Genomic DNA, 15,569 nt, shown 5'->3' with positions numbered 1-15,569 from the left:
CTCACTGAGCGGGGTTGAAGCGGACCACCTTCTGGCCCGGCGTGAGCACATGCACCCCGGCCGCCACCACTTCCTCGCCGGGCTTCAGGCCGCCGGCGATGACCAGATCGTTGCCGTCGGCCGTGGCCACGTTCACGTCACGGGGCTGCACGGTGCCGGAGGCGGCGTCGAACACCCAGACCTGGCTGCCCTTGCCCGGGCCGGCGGCCATGACCGCACTGGTGGGCAGGCGCAGCACCTGCGAGGGGGCCAAGCCGGGCACGGTATCGAGCACGATGCGGGCCGTCGCACCCAGCGGTGCCGGGGCATCGGCCGGCAGGGCGACGCGCACCTGGTAGGTCCGGGTGGACGGGTCCGCGCTGGCGGCGACCTCGCGCACCACCGCCTTGAGGGCGGGCCCACCTTCGCCGGCACTCCACAGACGCACGGTAGCGCCCAGTCCGGGACGCACCGTCACCAGCCGGTCTTCCGGCACTGCAAACACCACATCGCGGGGGCCGTCGCGGGCCACGCGCACCACCGGTGCGCCGGCCGCCACCACCTGCCCCGGCTCGGCCAGCACCGCCACCACCACGCCGGCAGCGTCGGCCTGCAGGCGGGCATAGGCCGCCTGGTTGCCCTGCACCGCCCGCTGGGCCTGGGCCTGCTGCAGCGTGGCCTCGGCCGAACGCAGGCTGGCCTGACGGCGGTCGATCTCGGCCGGGCTCACGAAGCCCTGCGCCAGCAGATCCTGAAAACGCTTGAGGTCGGCCGCCGCCAGATCGCGCTGGGTGCGGGCCGCCGCTTCGGCCGCCTGCGCGGCCTGGCTGGACAGGGCCAGATCCCCCTCGTCCAGCCGGGCCAGCAGCTGACCAGCCTTCACCCGCTGGCCGACATCGGCCGGTCGTTCGACCAGCTTGCCGCCCACCCGGAAGCCCATGGCCGACTCGGTGCGGGCCCGGACGTCGCCCGCGTACTCGGCGGTGGCCGACAGACCGTCGGTGCCCACCCGGATCAGCTTGACCGAACGCACCGGCTCCGGCGGCACCTCGGGACGGGAGCAGGCCGCCAGCACGGCGCTGGCGCAGATCAGGACACAATGCACGGCTTTCATGGCGAAACCCTCGTTTTGGCGACCGTTGACGGCCGACCAATTTAATGACTGACCGGTTAGTAAGCGAAATTGTAGTGGCAAACCTACCTTCCATCGGCAACAGCCCGGCCATGCCGCTGGGCGGAAACGTGGGTCATTACGAGAACTTCCCGGTGGCCTCCTGGCTGTGCCCGGCGTCCCTGCGGCCGGCGGTGGCGGCCATCTACCAGTTCGCCCGCACGGCCGACGACATCGCCGACGAAGGATCGGCCGATGCCCCCGAGCGCCTGGCCGATCTGGCCGCTCTGGGCGAACAGCTCGATCTCGCCCTGCAGGGACGGGACGCGGCGCGCTGGCCTCAGCTGTGGCCGCCGCTGGTGGCTGCAGTGCAACGGCACAGCCTGGATCCCACGCTGCTGCACGACCTGCTGAGTGCCTTCGCGCAGGATGTGCGCCACACGGCCAGCGGCCACACCTACGCCGACCTGCCCGAGCTGCTGGACTATTGCCGCCGCTCGGCCAACCCGATCGGGCGTCTGCTGCTGCAGCTCTACAGCGTGACCGGCGACGAAGCCCTGCGCCAGAGCGATGCCGTGTGCAGCGCACTGCAGCTCATCAACTTCTGGCAGGACATCGGCCGCGACCTGCCCAACGGCCGCAGCTACCTGCCGCAAGACCAGCTGAGCCGCCATGGCCTGACGGTGGACGACTTCCACCACCGTCCGGACGACCGGGCCCGCGAAGCCCGGCTGGACGGGCCGCGCCGCGCCGTGGTGCAGGCCCTGTGTGCCCAGGCCCGCGAGCTGATGCTGCAGGGCGCCCCCCTGGTGCACCGCCTGCCCGGCCGGGGCGGCTGGGAGCTGCGCGCCGTGGTGCAAGGCGGCCTGCGGGTGCTGGACCACATCGCGGCCATCGACCACCGCACCTGGGCCACCCGCGTCACGGTGCGGCGCCTGGATATCCCGGTGGTGCTGTGGCGCTGCCTGCGGATGTGAATCCCTGCTTGGCCGATGGACTTAAAGTTCGGCCATGCAGACGCATACCCCCCACCACTCCCCAGGCCTGCGCTGGCTGCGGCGGGCAGGGACTGCGCTGAGCCTGCTGGCCCTGCTGCTGGCCGGGCTGGTACTCGTGCACCAGATCACGCCCCGTCCGGCGGTGACGCTGATCCGATGGCTGTTCGACGGAGGCGCGCGCAATGCGGCAGTCGCCCTGGAGCGCCATGTGCCCGAGGGCGTGCAGGCCCTGCGAGACCAGCCAGTCTCGACGCGCTCCGGTGATGTGCCCGGCCTGCCGCTGGACTTGTACCGCCCGGCCGGCTGGACCCCGGAACAACGGTTGCCAGCCATTGTGTGGGTGCATGGCGGCGCCTGGGTGGCGGGCGACAAGCGCGATGTGGACCCGTGGCTGCGGCTGCTGGCATCGCATGGTTTCGTGACCGTGGCACCCGCCTACACGCGAGCGCCGGAAGCCCGGTTCCCCACACCACTGCACCAGCTCAACGCGGCGCTGGCCCACCTGGACCAGCAAGCGGACGTGCTGGGCATCGACCGCAGCCGCATCCTGCTGGCCGGCGACTCGGCCGGGGCTCACCTGGCGGCACTGCTGGCCCACATCCACGTGCAGCCCGAGCACGCGCAGCGCATCGGCATCCGCCCGGCCCTCCGGCCGGCCCAGCTGCGAGGCACGCTGCTCTTCTGCGGACCATTCGATTTCGACCGGATGAACTTCGACGGAGCCTTCGGCCCGTTCCTCAACACAGTGGTGCGGGCCTTCTTTGGTCAGCGTGATGCGCGCCAGAGTCAGGCCTACCGCGATGCCGCGGTGCTGCCCCACCTGGATGCATCCTTCCCGCCGACCTTCGTGTCGGCGGGCAATGCCGACCCGCTGCTGGACCAGTCGCTGCTGCTGCACAACCGCCTGCAGACCCTGGGTGTGCCGGTTGAGGGGCTGTTCTTTGCTGCGGATCACCAGCCGCCGCTGGGCCACGAGTACCAGTTCAACCAGGATACCGAGGCGGGCCGCCGGGCGCTGGCAGCCGCAATCGATTTCGCCCGTCGCCGCACCGCCCTCTGAGCACGGCAACAGGCCTCAGGCCACCACGGCCCGCGCCAGCGCCTGGTCGATGTCCCAGAGGATGTCGTCGATGTGCTCCAGCCCGACCGAGATGCGCACCATGTCGGGCAACACCCCGGCCTTGAGCTGCTGCGCCGGATCGAGTTGCCGGTGGGTGGTGCTGGCCGGATGGCTGATGAGGGTGCGGGTGTCGCCGATGTTGACCAGGTGGCTCATGAACTGCGCCGACTCGATGAAGCGCACGCCGGCCGCCAGCCCGCCTTCGGCCCCGGCTGTTGCCGCCGGCTTCACACCGAAGGCCAGCAGGCCCGAAGCCCCGCGCATCTGGCGGCGCATCAGGTCGTGCTGCGGGTGGTCGGGCAGCCCGGGGTAACTGACCCAGGCCACGCGCGGGTCGTCGCGCAGGAACTGCGCCACCGCCAGCGCGTTGCTGCAGTGCCGCTCCATGCGCAGCGGCAGGGTCTCGATCCCCTGCAGGATCTGCCAGGCGCTGGTGGGTGCCAGCGAGGCGCCCCACACGCGCAGGCCCTCCATGCGGCAGCGCATGGTGAAGGCAAAGTCGCCGAAGGTCTCGAAGAACTTGACGCCGTGGTAGCCCGGCGAAGGCTCGGTCATGCCGGGAAAGCGGCCATTGGCCCAATCGAAACGACCGCCCTCCACGACCACGCCGCCCAGCGTGGTGCCGTGGCCGGCCAGGTACTTGGTCGCGCTGTGCACCACCACGTCGGCCCCCAGCGCCACCGGGTTGCACAGGTACGGGCTGGGCACGGTGTTGTCCACGATCAGGGGCAGGCCGTGGGCATGGGCCACGTCGGCCACGGCCGCGATGTCCAGCACCACCATGCTGGGGTTGCCCAGGGTCTCGGCATACAGGGCGCGGGTCTCGGGCCGGATGGCAGCGGCAAAGGCAGCCGGGTCGGTGGCGTCCACAAAGGTGGTCTCTATGCCGAACTTGCGCAGGTTCACCGCCAGCAGCGTCACGGTGCCGCCGTACAGCGAGCCACCGGCCACCACATGGTCGCCGGCCTGCAGCAGCGTGGTCAGGGCCAGGGTCTCGGCGGCCATGCCGCTGGCGCAGGCCACGGCAGCCCGTGCGCCCTCCAGCGCGGCCACACGTTCCTCCAGCGCGGCCACCGTGGGGTTGGACAGGCGCGAGTACACATTGCCGAAGGTCTGCAGGTTGAACAGGCTGGCGGCATGCTCGGCGCTGTCGAACACGAAGCTGGTGGTCTGGTAGATGGGCAGGGCCCGGGCGCCGGTGGCGGCGTCGGGGATCTGGCCGGCATGGATGGCCAGCGTTTCGGGGCGGAACTGTCGGTCGGCCATCAGACGGGCCTCCGCGCCGAGATCACCCGCGTGTTCACGCCGGCCCAGTGCAGGCCGCCGAACAGCCGGGCATGCTCGATCTTCACGCAGCGGTCCCACACGCTGTCCAGGCCGGCGGCGGTGGCAATGGCGTCGGCCTCGGCGCTGCGCAGGCCCAGCTGCTGCCACAGGCAGCGCGCCCCGATGGCCACCGCACTGCGGGCCACGGCGGGCATCTCGTCCTCCTTGCGGAACACATCGACCATGTCGACCGGAAACGGGATGTCCTCCAGCCGGGGGTAGCTGGTCTCGCCCAGGATCTCCGGGTAGCGGGGGTTGACCGGCACGATGCGGTAGCCGTGCGACTGCATGTACTTGGCCGCGAAGTGACTGGGGCGGTGCCATTCGGCCGAAAGACCGACGACGGCAATGGTGCGGCAGCTGCCCAGCAGGCGCCGCAGGGTGGGGATGTCGTCCTGCATGCGGGCATTGTCGCCCGGTGCCCGGGCCGTCGGCATCCGGCCGATCCCTCGGGCGGGTCGCCGTCTATTAATTAATTCCGAATTAAATTCGGTGGCGTACGCAGCCGGTCCGGCATTGGATTCAACGAATCGGGGCAAATGGTTACCAAATGAATCACGCTCGTCATTCGTGAAAACGTCACAAAACAAAAGGCCCGCAGAGCGGGCCTTTGCAGTGTGACGTCAGGCGACGATCACTTCTTCTTGCAGGCTTCCTTGTCGGCGTTCTCCTTCTTGGAGCAATCGACCTTCTCGTCCATCTTGCCGCCGGCGTGGGCTGCGGCGAATGCGGCGGGAGCGGTGGCCAGAACGAAGGCCGACACGAGAGCAGAAATGAACAGTTTCATGTGATTCACCGTAAGGTTGTTGGTTTGTCCGGGAAAGCGCAGACAGGGCGAACTCCCGAATCTGCGAGTGCTATTCTGGCGTATCCCTGAAGAATTTTGTTCATCTTTGCGGTTAACCATGAAACCAACTGTGGAAATGGCCGGATGCAAGGGTAAACCCTACGGTCATATTGCGACCGTGCTGTTTGCCGCGCTAACTGCCGGGGTCAATCTGCCCGCCGGGGCACAGGCCCGCTTCGTGCCGGCGCCCGACCGGGTAGTCGTGCCGGTATCGGTGCAGGCCACCGCCGGCGCGGGGTCGTCGCTGAGGGAAGCCGAACGCGCCTGGCGGGCCGACCCGAAGCGGCAGGACACCGCATGGCGCTATGCCCGCGAAGTGTTCGTGCTCGGCCTGCGCGAAGGCGACCTGCGCTGGTACGGCGCAGCCCGTGCGGCCCTGCAGCCCTGGTGGGACGCTCGCCAGCTGCCGGCCGAGGGCCATTTCATGCGGGCACTGGTGCGCCAGGGCTTCCACGACTTCGAGGGCGGCATTGCGGACCTGACCGCCACCATCGCCCAGGAGCCGCAGCGTGCCGAGGCCTGGTCATGGCGCTTTTCGCTGTATTTGCTGACCTCGCGCCTGGACGAGGCCCGTACCGACTGCACCGAGCTGGGCCAGCGGTTCGGCGCGGTCGAAGGCCAGGCCTGCCAGGCCACGCTGCAATACCGCACCGGCCAGGCCGAGGCAGCGGTGCCCACATTCGAGCGCCTGGTGCAGCAGCCCGACCTCCAGGGCCCGCTGGCCCAGGACTGGCTGCGTTACCACCAGGGCATGGCGCTGGTGGCCGCGGGGCGGCCGATGCAGGCGGCGCAGGTGTGGCAGCAACATCTGCAGCGACACCCGGGTTCGCATCTGGTGCGCCTGTCGCTGGCGGAAACACTCAATGCCGCCGGTCAGCATGCCCAGGCCCTGGAGGCCAGCCTGGCCACGGTGCAGCCCACCGACGCCTTGCTGGTGCAGGCGCTGCTGGCGGCCAGCGCCCTGCGCGACCCGCGCGCGGCCGATCTGGAGAACCAGGTGTCGCAACGCATGGCCGCCCAGGCCCAGCGCAACGAGGCACTGATCGAGCGGCCTCAGATGATGTTCTACATCCGCCACCGCGCCGACCTGCCGCGCGGCCTGGCGCTGGCGGTCCAGAGCTGGACCGAGCAGCAGGAGCCGGCCGATGCAGCCCTGCTGATCGAAGCCGCCCTGGCCAGCGACCGCCCGGCCGACGCCCGACCGGTGCTGGACTGGATGCGCCGCACCGGCTACACCGACCCGGTCCTGGCCAGCCTGGCCCGGACCCTGCAGACCCGGCTCGGCCGATGAGGAGCACCGGCTTGACCCTTCTGACCCGACCGATGCGCCGGCTCGCGCTGCACCTGCTGGCCTGTCTGGCGCTGCTGCCCGGCCTCGTGCTGGCCCACTCCAGCAGCAACAGCTACCTGCTGGTGGAACAGCGCGGGTCCGCGCTGGTGCTGCGCGCCGACGTGAACCTGCGCGACATCGATCTGCTGTTCGACCTGGACCGTGACCGCGATGGCCGCGTCACCTGGGGCGAGGCCTCGGCCCGCAGCATCGAACTGCAGACCTGGCTCGACCGCGAACTGCAGCTGCGCAGCGACAGCGGGCGATGCCGGCAGGTGCCCACGCCGCTGATGGCCAGCGAGCGGGCCGACGGCTTCTACCTCAGTGCCGAATCGGCCATCGAGTGTCCGGGCGAGCTGGCCGGGCTCACGCTGCGCTACGGGCTCATCTTCGAACGCGACAGCCTGCATCGCGGCCTGATACGGGTGCAGACCGACGCCCTGCAGACCAGTGCGGTGCTCAGCACCGATCAGCCCGAGGTGCGGCTGGTACCGTCCAGCCGGGCAGACGACGGCGGCATCGGCAGCACCCTGTGGCGTTACATCACCGAAGGCGTGTGGCACATCTGGATCGGGCTGGACCACATCCTGTTCCTGCTGAGTCTGCTGCTGCTGGCACCCCTGCAGCGCCAGCGCGGCTGGCTGCTGCACTGGCCGGCCCGCGACGCGCTGCGCAGCTCGCTGATGGACGTGGTGGCGGTGGTCACGGCCTTCACCGTGGCGCACAGCATCACGCTGGCGCTGGCACTGACCCGGGTGGTCGAGCCGCCCCGGGCCATCGTGGAGACCCTGGTGGCGCTCTCGGTGGTGCTGGCCGCGCTCAACAACCTGATGGGCTGGTTCGCGCTGGAGCGCTGGCGCATGGCCTTCGTGTTCGGCCTGATCCACGGCTTCGGCTTTGCCACCGCACTGATCGACCTCAACCTGCCGGGCAGCCAGCTGGCGGTGGCGCTGGGCGGCTTCAACCTGGGCGTGGAGCTGGGCCAGCTGGCCATCGTGGCGGCCTTCTTCCCGCTGGCCTGGTGGCTGCGCATGACCGGCTTCTACCGAGCGGTGGTGGTGGCCGGGGGCTCGCTCGTCATTGCCGGCATCGGCACACTCTGGGTGCTGCAGCGCCTGGGCCTGATCACCTGATTTCTCACCCTGTCTATCACAAGGAGTTCCATGAAAACCGATCGCCTCCTCTCCCACGGTGCCCGCTGGGCCGCCTTCCTGACGCTGCTGGCCCTGGCCCAGGGCGCCCACGCCCATGCCGGCGCCGACAACCTGGCCGGCGGCTTTGCCAGCGGCTTCGTGCACCCCATCCTGGGCTGGGACCATGTGGTGGCCATGGTGGCGGTGGGCCTGTGGGGCGCCTTCATGGGCGAGCGCGCGGTCTGGACGCTGCCGGTGGTGTTCCCGGCCGTCATGGCGCTGGGCGGTGTGCTGGGTCTGGCCGGTGTGCCGGTGCCGCTGGTGGAAGAAGGCATTGCCGCCTCGGCCATCGTCATCGGCGCCATGGTCGCGCTGGGCAGCCGTCCGCCGCTGTGGCTGGCCGCCGTGGTGGTGGGCGCCTTCGCCATCTTCCACGGCTACGCCCACGGCACCGAGCTGCCCGACGCCACCAACCCGCTGATGTACACCGCCGGCTTCATGGTGGCCACCGGCCTGCTGCACCTAGGCGGCATCGTGCTGGGCATGGCGGTGCGCTGGCCCCAGGGCGTCCAGCTGGTGCGCGGCTGCGGCGTGGTGATCTCCGCCATCGGCGTGGGCTTTCTGGCCGGCTGGTTGTGAAACCCGGACGCACCGCACTGACCGGCGCGCTGGGGCTGGCGCCGCTGGCCGCCCTGGCCCATGGCGCCATACCGGGGGCCACCCCGTTCTATGTGGGCCTGCTGCACCCGCTGCTGGCACCGGCCCATGTGCTCATGCTGCTGGCCCTGGGCCTGTACCTGGGCCGGGTGGATGAACCGAGGAAGGCGGTCGCCATCTGGGCCCTGGCGGCAGGACTGGCGATCGGCGGCCTGCTCACGGTGCCGCTGGCCGATCCCGACACCGACCGCGGCCTGCTGCCACTGGCCCTGACCTGCGCCGTGCTGGTGGCCGCCGACCGCACCGGGCCTGCTGCCCTCGTCGCCACCCTGTGCGCGCTCTCCGGCCTGCTGGTGGGCCTGGGCTCGGGCGACCCCGGATTTGCGCCGTGGCAGCGCTTCCTGACCATCGGCGGCAGCGTGGTGGGCGCCCTGCTCATCACCGGGCAGCTGGCCTTCTGGGGCGAACTGCTGGGCCGCCAGCCCCGCCTGGCCCACGGCACCGCCATCGGTCAGCGCATCCTGGGCGGCTGGCTGGTGGCCATCAGCCTGCTGATGCTGGTGCTGGGGTGGCTGGGACCGCTGACACGGTCGACGGGCTGACCGCAGATCCTGCCGGCCACGCCACCATCCCCTCCAGTTCGATCCCCACCGCCCGGCCGGGCGAGGTCCAGCGGTGCAGCCAGCCCAGCACGGTGAGGTGGCAGCGCAGCTCTGGCTGCAGGCCTTCCACCAGCAGGTCACCCTGCTCGTTCAGGCAGAAGCGCCAGCGCCGGTCCCGGCTCTGCCAGAGGCCTTGCCCGACGCGATGGCCGCCGCGCAGCAGGTGGCCGTCGATGACGATGCAGCCCTCGCCCGGTGCGTCGAGCACCATGTCGTGGCCGTGGTGGCTGTTGAAGGCGTGGATGTGGAAATCGATCTCCGCCGGATCGGCGGTGATCAGGCATGCCGGAATACAACCTGGGTTGGGTTGGGTCATGGGAATGCTCCGTTCGAGACCCCAGAACCGGCGCAGCCGCCGGGTGGCGGACGCGTGAGATGGAGGGGTGGCGCATTACGCGGCCACAGCCTCGGAGAAGTCATGACGAAAGACTATTGATTTCATGCCCGTAGCCGAACGGCAAAGGCCGATGGCCCTGGGCCATGGGCAAGGGCTTCCTATACTTCCCCCGGCATGACCCTTCCACCGCTCCCTTCTCCCGGCGCCGCACCGCTCTCGGTGGTGCTGTTCCATCTGGCGCACGACGACACCCGCGACCGCGTGGCCATCGGCGACCTGCTGGCCGCTCTGGGCGATCGGGCCCTGGGTGCGCTGATGTTCGTGTTCGCCGCGCCCAACATCTTCCCGGTGCCGCCGGGTGTCTCCACCGTGCTCGGGGCGCCGCTGCTGTTCCTGTCGCTGCAGCTCATGCTGGGGCTCAGGCCCTGGCTGCCGAAGGTGGTGGCGCAGCGCTCGATCGCGCGGGACGATCTGGCGGCGCTGGTGCGCCGGCTGATTCCCTGGCTGCAGAAGGCCGAACGCCTGCTGCGGCCGCGCTGGCGCTTCATGGTGCGCCCGCCGCTGGAGAACCTGGCCGGTCTGACCTGCCTGCTGCTGGCCGTGGTGCTGATGCTGCCGGTGCCGCTGGGCAACACGCTGCCGGCGTTGGCGATTGCGCTCATGGCCCTGGGCGTGCTGGAGCGCGACGGCCTGTGGATGCTGGCGGGCTGGCTGGGTGCGGCCGTGGCCACCGCCGTGGTGTCCGGCGTGGTGTGGGCCATGATCCAGGCGGGGCTGGCGCTGCTGGCCCGCATGACCTGATCCCTGCATGACCACCCCCACCATCAGCCGCCGCGAGGCCTTCCTGTTCTGGCTCAAGCTGGGCTTCGTGAGCTTTGGCGGGCCGGCCGGTCAGATCGCCATCATGCATGCCGAGCTGGTGGAGCGGCGCCGCTGGATCAGCGAACGGCGTTTCCTGCACGCCCTCAACTACTGCATGCTGCTGCCCGGCCCCGAGGCCCAGCAGTTGGCCACGTACATCGGCTGGCTGATGCACCGCACCTGGGGGGGCCTGGTGGCCGGCGGCCTGTTCGTGCTGCCCTCGCTGTTCATCCTCGTGGGGTTGAGCTGGGTCTATCTGAGCTTCGGTCACACGCCGCTGGTGGCCGGGTTGTTCTACGGCATCAAGCCGGCGGTGGTGGCCATCGTGCTGCACGCGGCGCACCGCATCGGCACGCGGGCGCTGAAGAACCGATGGATGGCGCTGATCGCTGCGCTGGCCTTCGCTGCCCTCACCTTTGCGGACACGCCCTTCCCCGCCATCGTGGCGGTGGCAGCTCTGGCCGGCTGGGTCGGCTCGCGGCTGGCACCGGGGGTGTTCACGCCTTCGGGCTCCGGTCACGCCGCCAGCGGCCAGCCCCATGCGCCGGCCGTGATCGACGACGACACCCCCACCCCGACCCACGCCCGGTTCAGCCGCCGCCGACTGCTGCAGGTGCTGGCCTGCGGACTCGGCCTGTGGCTGCTGGTGATGGGCGTCCTGGTGGCCACCGTGGGCTGGCAGGACACGCTGACGCAGATGGGGCTGTTCTTCAGCAAGGCCGCCCTGCTCACCTTCGGCGGTGCGTATGCGGTGCTGCCCTATGTGTACCAGGGCGCGGTGGAACACTTCGGATGGCTCACCGGCCCGCAGATGATCGACGGGCTGGCCCTGGGCGAGACCACGCCGGGCCCGCTCATCATGGTGGTGGCCTTCGTCGGTTTTGTGGGCGGCTGGCAGCAGGCGGTGCTGGGGCCCGAGGCGCTGCTGGCCGGCGGCATGCTGGCCGCCGCGCTGGTCACCTTCTTCACCTTCCTGCCGTCGTTCATCTTCATCCTGGCCGGCGGCCCGCTGGTGGAGGCCACGCACGGCAAGCTGGGCTTCACCGCACCGCTGAGCGCCATCACCGCTGCGGTGGTGGGCGTCATCCTCAACCTGGCCGTGTTCTTTGCCCAGCACGTGGTGTGGCCGCAGGGCTGGAGCGGCCGGGTCGATGCCGTGGCCGGTGCGCTGGTGCTGCTGGCAGCGCTGGCGCTGTTCCGCTTCAAGCTGGGCGTGATGACGCTGATCGCCGTCAGCGCGGTGGCCGGCCTGCTGATCACCCAGGCCGCGCCGGCGTTGCTGGCGCCCTGAACCGACAACGCCCATGCCCGCCAACTACGCCCGCTTCCTGCTCAACCGGGAACGCACGCTCTCGGCCAACCGGCAGCTGGGCTGGGCGCTGGCCTTCGTGGCGGGTGCCATGAACGCCGGCGGCTTCCTGGCGGTGCAGCAGTACACCTCGCACGTCACCGGCAGCCTGTCCATGCTGGCGGATCAGCTCGCGCTGGGGCAACTGGGCCTGGTGGTGGACGCCACGGTCAGCGTGCTGGCGTTTCTTGCGGGCGCCATCGTCAGCTCGGTGCTGATCCTGGAAGCGCGGCGCCGCCGCCTGGCCAGCGAATACGCGTTGCCGCTGCTGCTGGAAGCCGCACTCATCCTGCTCTTCGGCCTGGCCGGCTCGCAGCTCTCGCGCTACGAGGGCCTGCTGGTGCCGTTCACCGTGGTGCTGCTGTGTTTCATGATGGGGCTGCAGAACGCGGTGGTGACCAAGCTCTCGGGTGCGGTCATCCGCACCACCCACATGACCGGCGTGGTCACCGATCTGGGCATCGAGATCGGGCGCGCCCTGCACAGCCGCCGCACACCGGCCGAAGGCGAGGCGCCGGTGCGCACCGACGGCCCGCGCATCGTGGTGCTGGCCGGGCTGCTGCTGGCCTTCATGGCCGGTGCGGTGGCCGGGGCCTTCGGCTTCAAGGCGGTGGGCTATGTGTTCACCGTGCCGCTGGCCCTGGTGCTGGCCGCGCTGGCGGCGGTGCCGGCGCTGGACGATCTGAGGCGCTGAGGCAACCCGCCCCGCCTGCCGACGGGCGTCAGTGCAACGGCGAAAAATCGGAGGCGATCCGCCAGCTCGGTCGGTGCGAGTCGTACACCGTCCCTTTGAAATCCACGGCGGCATTGCCTTTGAGCACCCTTCGGGTCAGTGCCTCCGGCGCGTAAAGCCCACTGACCCGATGCCAGGGCATGATCACCGGACTCCAGGTGTAGGTGTGCCGGCCCAGCCTGGCCGGAACCCGCAGGTCACCCATGAGGCCCACGCCGCCCGACAGCCAGCCGAACTCGATGCCGCGTTCGGCCAGACGCTGTCCCAGCTCCTCCAGAAAATGTTTCGAGCCCGCATGGCAGGAGTGAAACTTGATCACACCGACCCGCCTGAGCCCTCCCTGAGCCAGTCGATCTGCAATCTCTGTCGCCGAAAAGTTGTCGCAGTACTTCGAAGTGCCGTGGGCCACAAAGTCGAGACGGCTCTTCAATGTCAGACCGGAAAACGTGTCGCTGTCGAGCTTCTTGTCCGACCAGGCGTTTCGGTCCACCGTCAGATCGACGGTGTGCACCGTGTGCCTGACCTTGACAGCTCTGGCGGTGCTGCCGTTCCAGTCGTCGAATTCGGCCCCGGGCACGACCACCCGCATGTCATGGGCATCGGCCTTTTCGGCGTTCTGACCGCCTGCCGCCCAGGTGAAGCCGCTCGTGTCCGGTGTGACGTGGCCCCGGACACCCCGCACCAGCGAAGTCCCGAGTGCGAAGGTGAGGCCCAGCGGGACCAATCCCACCCCCAGCGCGGCACGCACAGGCCATGACAGCGCGACGCCTGCCAGTGTCAACACATCGCCTGGCGTGACGGGACGTTCCGTCACCTCCGCCACATCCACCTGGGCGGGCCTGGCACCGCTTTCGCATTTCTCCCGCCGCGACTGCCTCAGCAGATCAGGCTCGGCACGATCTTCGGATGATTCCGACGACCCGCTTTGCGATGGGGCCAACCGCTCCTGAGCGCCGTTTCGAACGGATGAAGTTCTGTGCATGTCGAGTCTGTGCAGGGAAATGGACCACGGAAGCAGGGACGCATCCTGTCGGGATGCAGACCCGTGGGACTTCGTGACCGCAGGCTTCAGGATGCGCCCGCCGCCCGTCGCGCGGCCGGACGGCGGTGTCACCTAGGCGATGCCGGTGCCGTCCCCCTGCGGGTCCACCCGCTTGGCAGACTCTGTAAGCATGCACACAATGCGCCGCGTGCCCGGGCCTGGCTTGCGGCACGCCACTTTCATAACGACACCGGAGACACGCCATGCATTCGTCCTTCACCCATCGCCCGGCCTTGCTGGCCGCCGCCGCCGCACTCGCCCTGGCCGGCTGTGCCCAGACCGTCGTGGCGCCCCAGGCCGCCGCGCCCGCACCGGCACCCGCTCCGGCGGTTGCGGCCCCTGCTGCCGCACCGCAACCGGCCTGGAAACAGGGCATGCCCGCCAGCATGGCCAGCTCCACCCTGGCACCGCTGGCCGGCAAGCTCACCGTCACGCCGGCCGACCAGATCCCGCTGGATCGCGTCAAGCTGCCCCCGGGGTTCAAGGCCGAGATCTGGGCCACCGGCCTGCCGGGCGGCCGTGCCATGGCCATGGCCGACAACGGCAAGATCTACGTGGGCACGCGCGGCATCGGCCGGGTGTATGAGGTCACCGACAACGGCAGCTCGCGCAGCGTGCGCGTGGTGGTGGACAAGCTCAACCAGCCCGCCGGCGTGGCCTACAACAAGGGCTCGCTGTACGTGATGGCGATCGACAAGGTGCTGCGCTATGACGGCATCACCACCAACCCGGCCGCCGCCCCGGTGGACATGACCGCCGCCTTCAAGCTGCCCAAGGAGCCGCACCACAACTGGAAGTACATCGCCTTCGGTCCGGACGGCAAGCTTATGTGCCCTTCGGCGCACCCTGCAACATCTGCGAGCTGCCCACCCCCGAATACGCCCAGATCCGCCGCTACAACCCCGACGGCAGCGGCATGGAGGTGGTGGCCACCGGCGTGCGCAACACGGTCGGCTTCGACTGGCACCCCACCACCAAGGAACTGTGGTTCAGCAACCATGGCCGCGACTGGATGGGCGACGACATGCCCAACGACACCCTGCACCGCATGCAGAAGGTGGGTCTGAACTACGGCTTCCCGTACTGCCATGAAGGCAAGCTGCCCGACACCGACGTAAAGAAGGCCAACGCCTGCGCCGGCGTGGAGCAGCCGGTGGCCCTGATGGGCCCGCACGCCGCCAGCATGGGCGTGATGTTCTACACCGGCACCATGTTCCCGCCCGAGTACCGCGGCGCGCTGTTCAACGCCCGCAAGGGATCGTGGAACCGCACCACCAAGACCGGCTTTGATGTGGTGGTGGTCAAGGCCGGAGCGGACGGCCGCAATGCCAAGGTCGAGCCCTTCATGACCGGCTTCATGAACCCGGCCGACCAGAGCTTCTGGGGCCGCCCGGCCTATCTGGCGCAGATGAAGGACGGCTCGGTGCTGGTGTCGGACGAACAGCTGGGCGCCATCTACCGCATCAGCTACAGCCGGTGATGACGCTCCTGTCCTCGCTGACACGCACGCTGGCCACCCTGGCGGTGGCCGGCACCGTATCGGGTGCCCATGCCCAGACGCTCTCGCCCGAACTGCAGGGTCGTCTGCAGGCCTGCGCCGCCTGCCACGGCGCGGGCGGGCAGTCGGTGCTGCCCAACATCCCCTCGCTGGCCGGGCAGCCGCGCGTCTTCCTGGAGAACCAGCTGGTGGTCATCCGCGAAGGCCTGCGCGACATACCGGCCATGAAAGGCCTGCTGGACGGCGTGAGCGATGCCGACCTGAGCGCCATGGCCGGCTACTTCGCGTCCACCCCCATCAAGCCGGTGCCGGGCACCCGGGACGCGGCCCGCTTTGCGCAGGGCCAGCGGGTGGCCGACGGCAACCGCTGCGCCAGCTGCCACCTGCCCAGCTACGCCGGGCGCGAGCAGATGCCCCGCCTGGCCGGCCAGCGCGAGGACTATCTGCTGCACTCCATGCGCCAGTTCCAGCGCAACCAGGCCGTGGGCCGCGACACCATCATGGCCGCGTCGCTCTACGGCATTGCCGACGACGACGTGGCGGCCATGGCGCACTACTTCGCGCACCTCGCGCCCTGAGCGGGCGCC

At 69.8% G+C, this 15,569-nt stretch carries 17 protein-coding genes; 11 read left to right on the top strand and 6 right to left on the bottom strand.

Annotation, left to right across the window (positions count from 1 at the left end):
* Nucleotide 1 precedes the first annotated feature (1 nt).
* Nucleotides 2-1,093 carry an efflux RND transporter periplasmic adaptor subunit gene (locus CAP38_RS07260; protein ID WP_086120466.1) on the bottom strand — a complete coding sequence of 364 codons (1,092 nt, stop codon included), beginning with the start codon at nt 1,091-1,093 and terminating at the stop codon, nt 2-4.
* A 110-nt stretch (nt 1,094-1,203) separates the two neighbouring features.
* Between CAP38_RS07260 and hpnC the strand changes: the two genes are divergently transcribed.
* Both hpnC and CAP38_RS07250 read left to right on the top strand, forming a co-directional pair.
* Complete coding sequence (gene hpnC, locus CAP38_RS07255; protein WP_086120464.1) at nt 1,204-2,067, top strand: squalene synthase HpnC; 864 nt, start codon at nt 1,204-1,206, stop codon at nt 2,065-2,067.
* 34 nt (nt 2,068-2,101) lie between these two features.
* Nucleotides 2,102-3,148, top strand: coding sequence for an alpha/beta hydrolase (locus tag CAP38_RS07250; protein ID WP_086120462.1), 1,047 nt, complete (start codon nt 2,102-2,104; stop codon nt 3,146-3,148).
* A gap of 15 nt (nt 3,149-3,163) precedes the next feature.
* Here the strand turns inward: CAP38_RS07250 and CAP38_RS07245 are convergent, their stop codons facing one another.
* From CAP38_RS07245 to CAP38_RS15345, 3 genes are all read right to left on the bottom strand, one after another.
* The gene (locus CAP38_RS07245) at nt 3,164-4,474 is read right to left on the bottom strand and encodes an O-acetylhomoserine aminocarboxypropyltransferase/cysteine synthase family protein (RefSeq protein WP_086120461.1); all 1,311 of its coding nucleotides are present in this window, start codon (nt 4,472-4,474) and stop codon (nt 3,164-3,166) included.
* A complete protein-coding gene (locus tag CAP38_RS07240) occupies nt 4,474-4,935 on the bottom strand; it encodes a CoA-binding protein (RefSeq protein WP_086121084.1) in 462 nt (153 codons plus the stop codon). Before CAP38_RS07240 ends, CAP38_RS07245 begins: the two co-directional genes overlap by 1 nt.
* A gap of 233 nt (nt 4,936-5,168) precedes the next feature.
* Nucleotides 5,169-5,321: a hypothetical protein gene (locus CAP38_RS15345; protein ID WP_179188485.1), complete on the bottom strand. Its 153-nt coding sequence runs from the start codon at nt 5,319-5,321 to the stop codon at nt 5,169-5,171.
* A 178-nt stretch (nt 5,322-5,499) separates the two neighbouring features.
* On the opposite strand from CAP38_RS15345, the gene CAP38_RS15340 reads away from it, so the two are divergent.
* Genes CAP38_RS15340 through CAP38_RS07225 form a run of 4 tightly spaced genes read left to right on the top strand, consistent with a single transcriptional unit; the run spans nt 5,500 to nt 9,103 of the window.
* Nucleotides 5,500-6,672 carry a tetratricopeptide repeat protein gene (locus CAP38_RS15340; RefSeq protein WP_179188484.1) on the top strand — a complete coding sequence of 391 codons (1,173 nt, stop codon included), beginning with the start codon at nt 5,500-5,502 and terminating at the stop codon, nt 6,670-6,672.
* Nucleotides 6,673-6,683: 11 nt separating this feature from the next.
* Entirely contained in the window at nt 6,684-7,844 is a 1,161-nt protein-coding gene (locus tag CAP38_RS15335) for a HupE/UreJ family protein (RefSeq protein ID WP_179188483.1), read from the top strand.
* 30 nt (nt 7,845-7,874) lie between these two features.
* The gene (locus CAP38_RS07230; protein ID WP_086120459.1) at nt 7,875-8,483 is read left to right on the top strand and encodes a HupE/UreJ family protein; all 609 of its coding nucleotides are present in this window, start codon (nt 7,875-7,877) and stop codon (nt 8,481-8,483) included.
* A complete protein-coding gene (locus CAP38_RS07225) occupies nt 8,480-9,103 on the top strand; it encodes a HupE/UreJ family protein (RefSeq protein WP_179188482.1) in 624 nt (207 codons plus the stop codon). The genes CAP38_RS07230 and CAP38_RS07225 overlap by 4 nt, the downstream gene beginning before the upstream one ends.
* Here the strand turns inward: CAP38_RS07225 and CAP38_RS07220 are convergent.
* Nucleotides 9,045-9,479 (bottom strand): hypothetical protein, encoded by a 435-nt coding sequence (locus tag CAP38_RS07220; RefSeq protein ID WP_086120455.1) that lies wholly within the window; start codon nt 9,477-9,479, stop codon nt 9,045-9,047. The genes CAP38_RS07225 and CAP38_RS07220 overlap by 59 nt on opposite strands.
* A 195-nt stretch (nt 9,480-9,674) precedes the next feature.
* On the opposite strand from CAP38_RS07220, the gene CAP38_RS07215 reads away from it, so the two are divergent.
* The 3 genes from CAP38_RS07215 to CAP38_RS07205 are packed head-to-tail and all read left to right on the top strand — an operon-like array spanning nt 9,675 to nt 12,403.
* Nucleotides 9,675-10,301, top strand: coding sequence for an exopolysaccharide biosynthesis protein (locus CAP38_RS07215; RefSeq protein WP_086120453.1), 627 nt, complete (start codon nt 9,675-9,677; stop codon nt 10,299-10,301).
* 7 nt (nt 10,302-10,308) lie between these two features.
* A complete protein-coding gene (gene chrA, locus CAP38_RS07210) occupies nt 10,309-11,652 on the top strand; it encodes a chromate efflux transporter (RefSeq protein ID WP_086120451.1) in 1,344 nt (447 codons plus the stop codon).
* Nucleotides 11,653-11,665: 13 nt separating this feature from the next.
* The gene (locus CAP38_RS07205) at nt 11,666-12,403 is read left to right on the top strand and encodes a YoaK family protein (RefSeq protein ID WP_086120449.1); all 738 of its coding nucleotides are present in this window, start codon (nt 11,666-11,668) and stop codon (nt 12,401-12,403) included.
* Nucleotides 12,404-12,431: 28 nt separating this feature from the next.
* Here CAP38_RS07205 and CAP38_RS07200 read toward each other — a convergent pair whose 3' ends face one another.
* Nucleotides 12,432-13,424, bottom strand: a complete 993-nt coding sequence (locus CAP38_RS07200; RefSeq protein ID WP_143435769.1) for a hypothetical protein — start codon at nt 13,422-13,424, stop codon at nt 12,432-12,434.
* Between the two features lie 976 nt (nt 13,425-14,400).
* Here CAP38_RS07200 and CAP38_RS15480 point away from each other — a divergent pair.
* Nucleotides 14,401-14,964 carry a sorbosone dehydrogenase family protein gene (locus CAP38_RS15480; RefSeq protein WP_256924338.1) on the top strand — a complete coding sequence of 188 codons (564 nt, stop codon included), beginning with the start codon at nt 14,401-14,403 and terminating at the stop codon, nt 14,962-14,964.
* Entirely contained in the window at nt 14,964-15,560 is a 597-nt protein-coding gene (locus CAP38_RS07190; RefSeq protein WP_086120444.1) for a c-type cytochrome, read from the top strand. Before CAP38_RS15480 ends, CAP38_RS07190 begins: the two co-directional genes overlap by 1 nt.
* The last annotated feature ends 9 nt before the right edge of the window (nt 15,561-15,569 follow it).

This window comes from Hydrogenophaga sp. IBVHS2 (assembly GCF_002127215.1).
Classification (GTDB): Bacteria; Pseudomonadota; Gammaproteobacteria; order Burkholderiales; family Burkholderiaceae_C; genus Hydrogenophaga.
The sequence above is the reverse complement of the archived record's forward strand: the minus strand, read 5'-3'. Positions and strand labels throughout refer to the sequence as shown.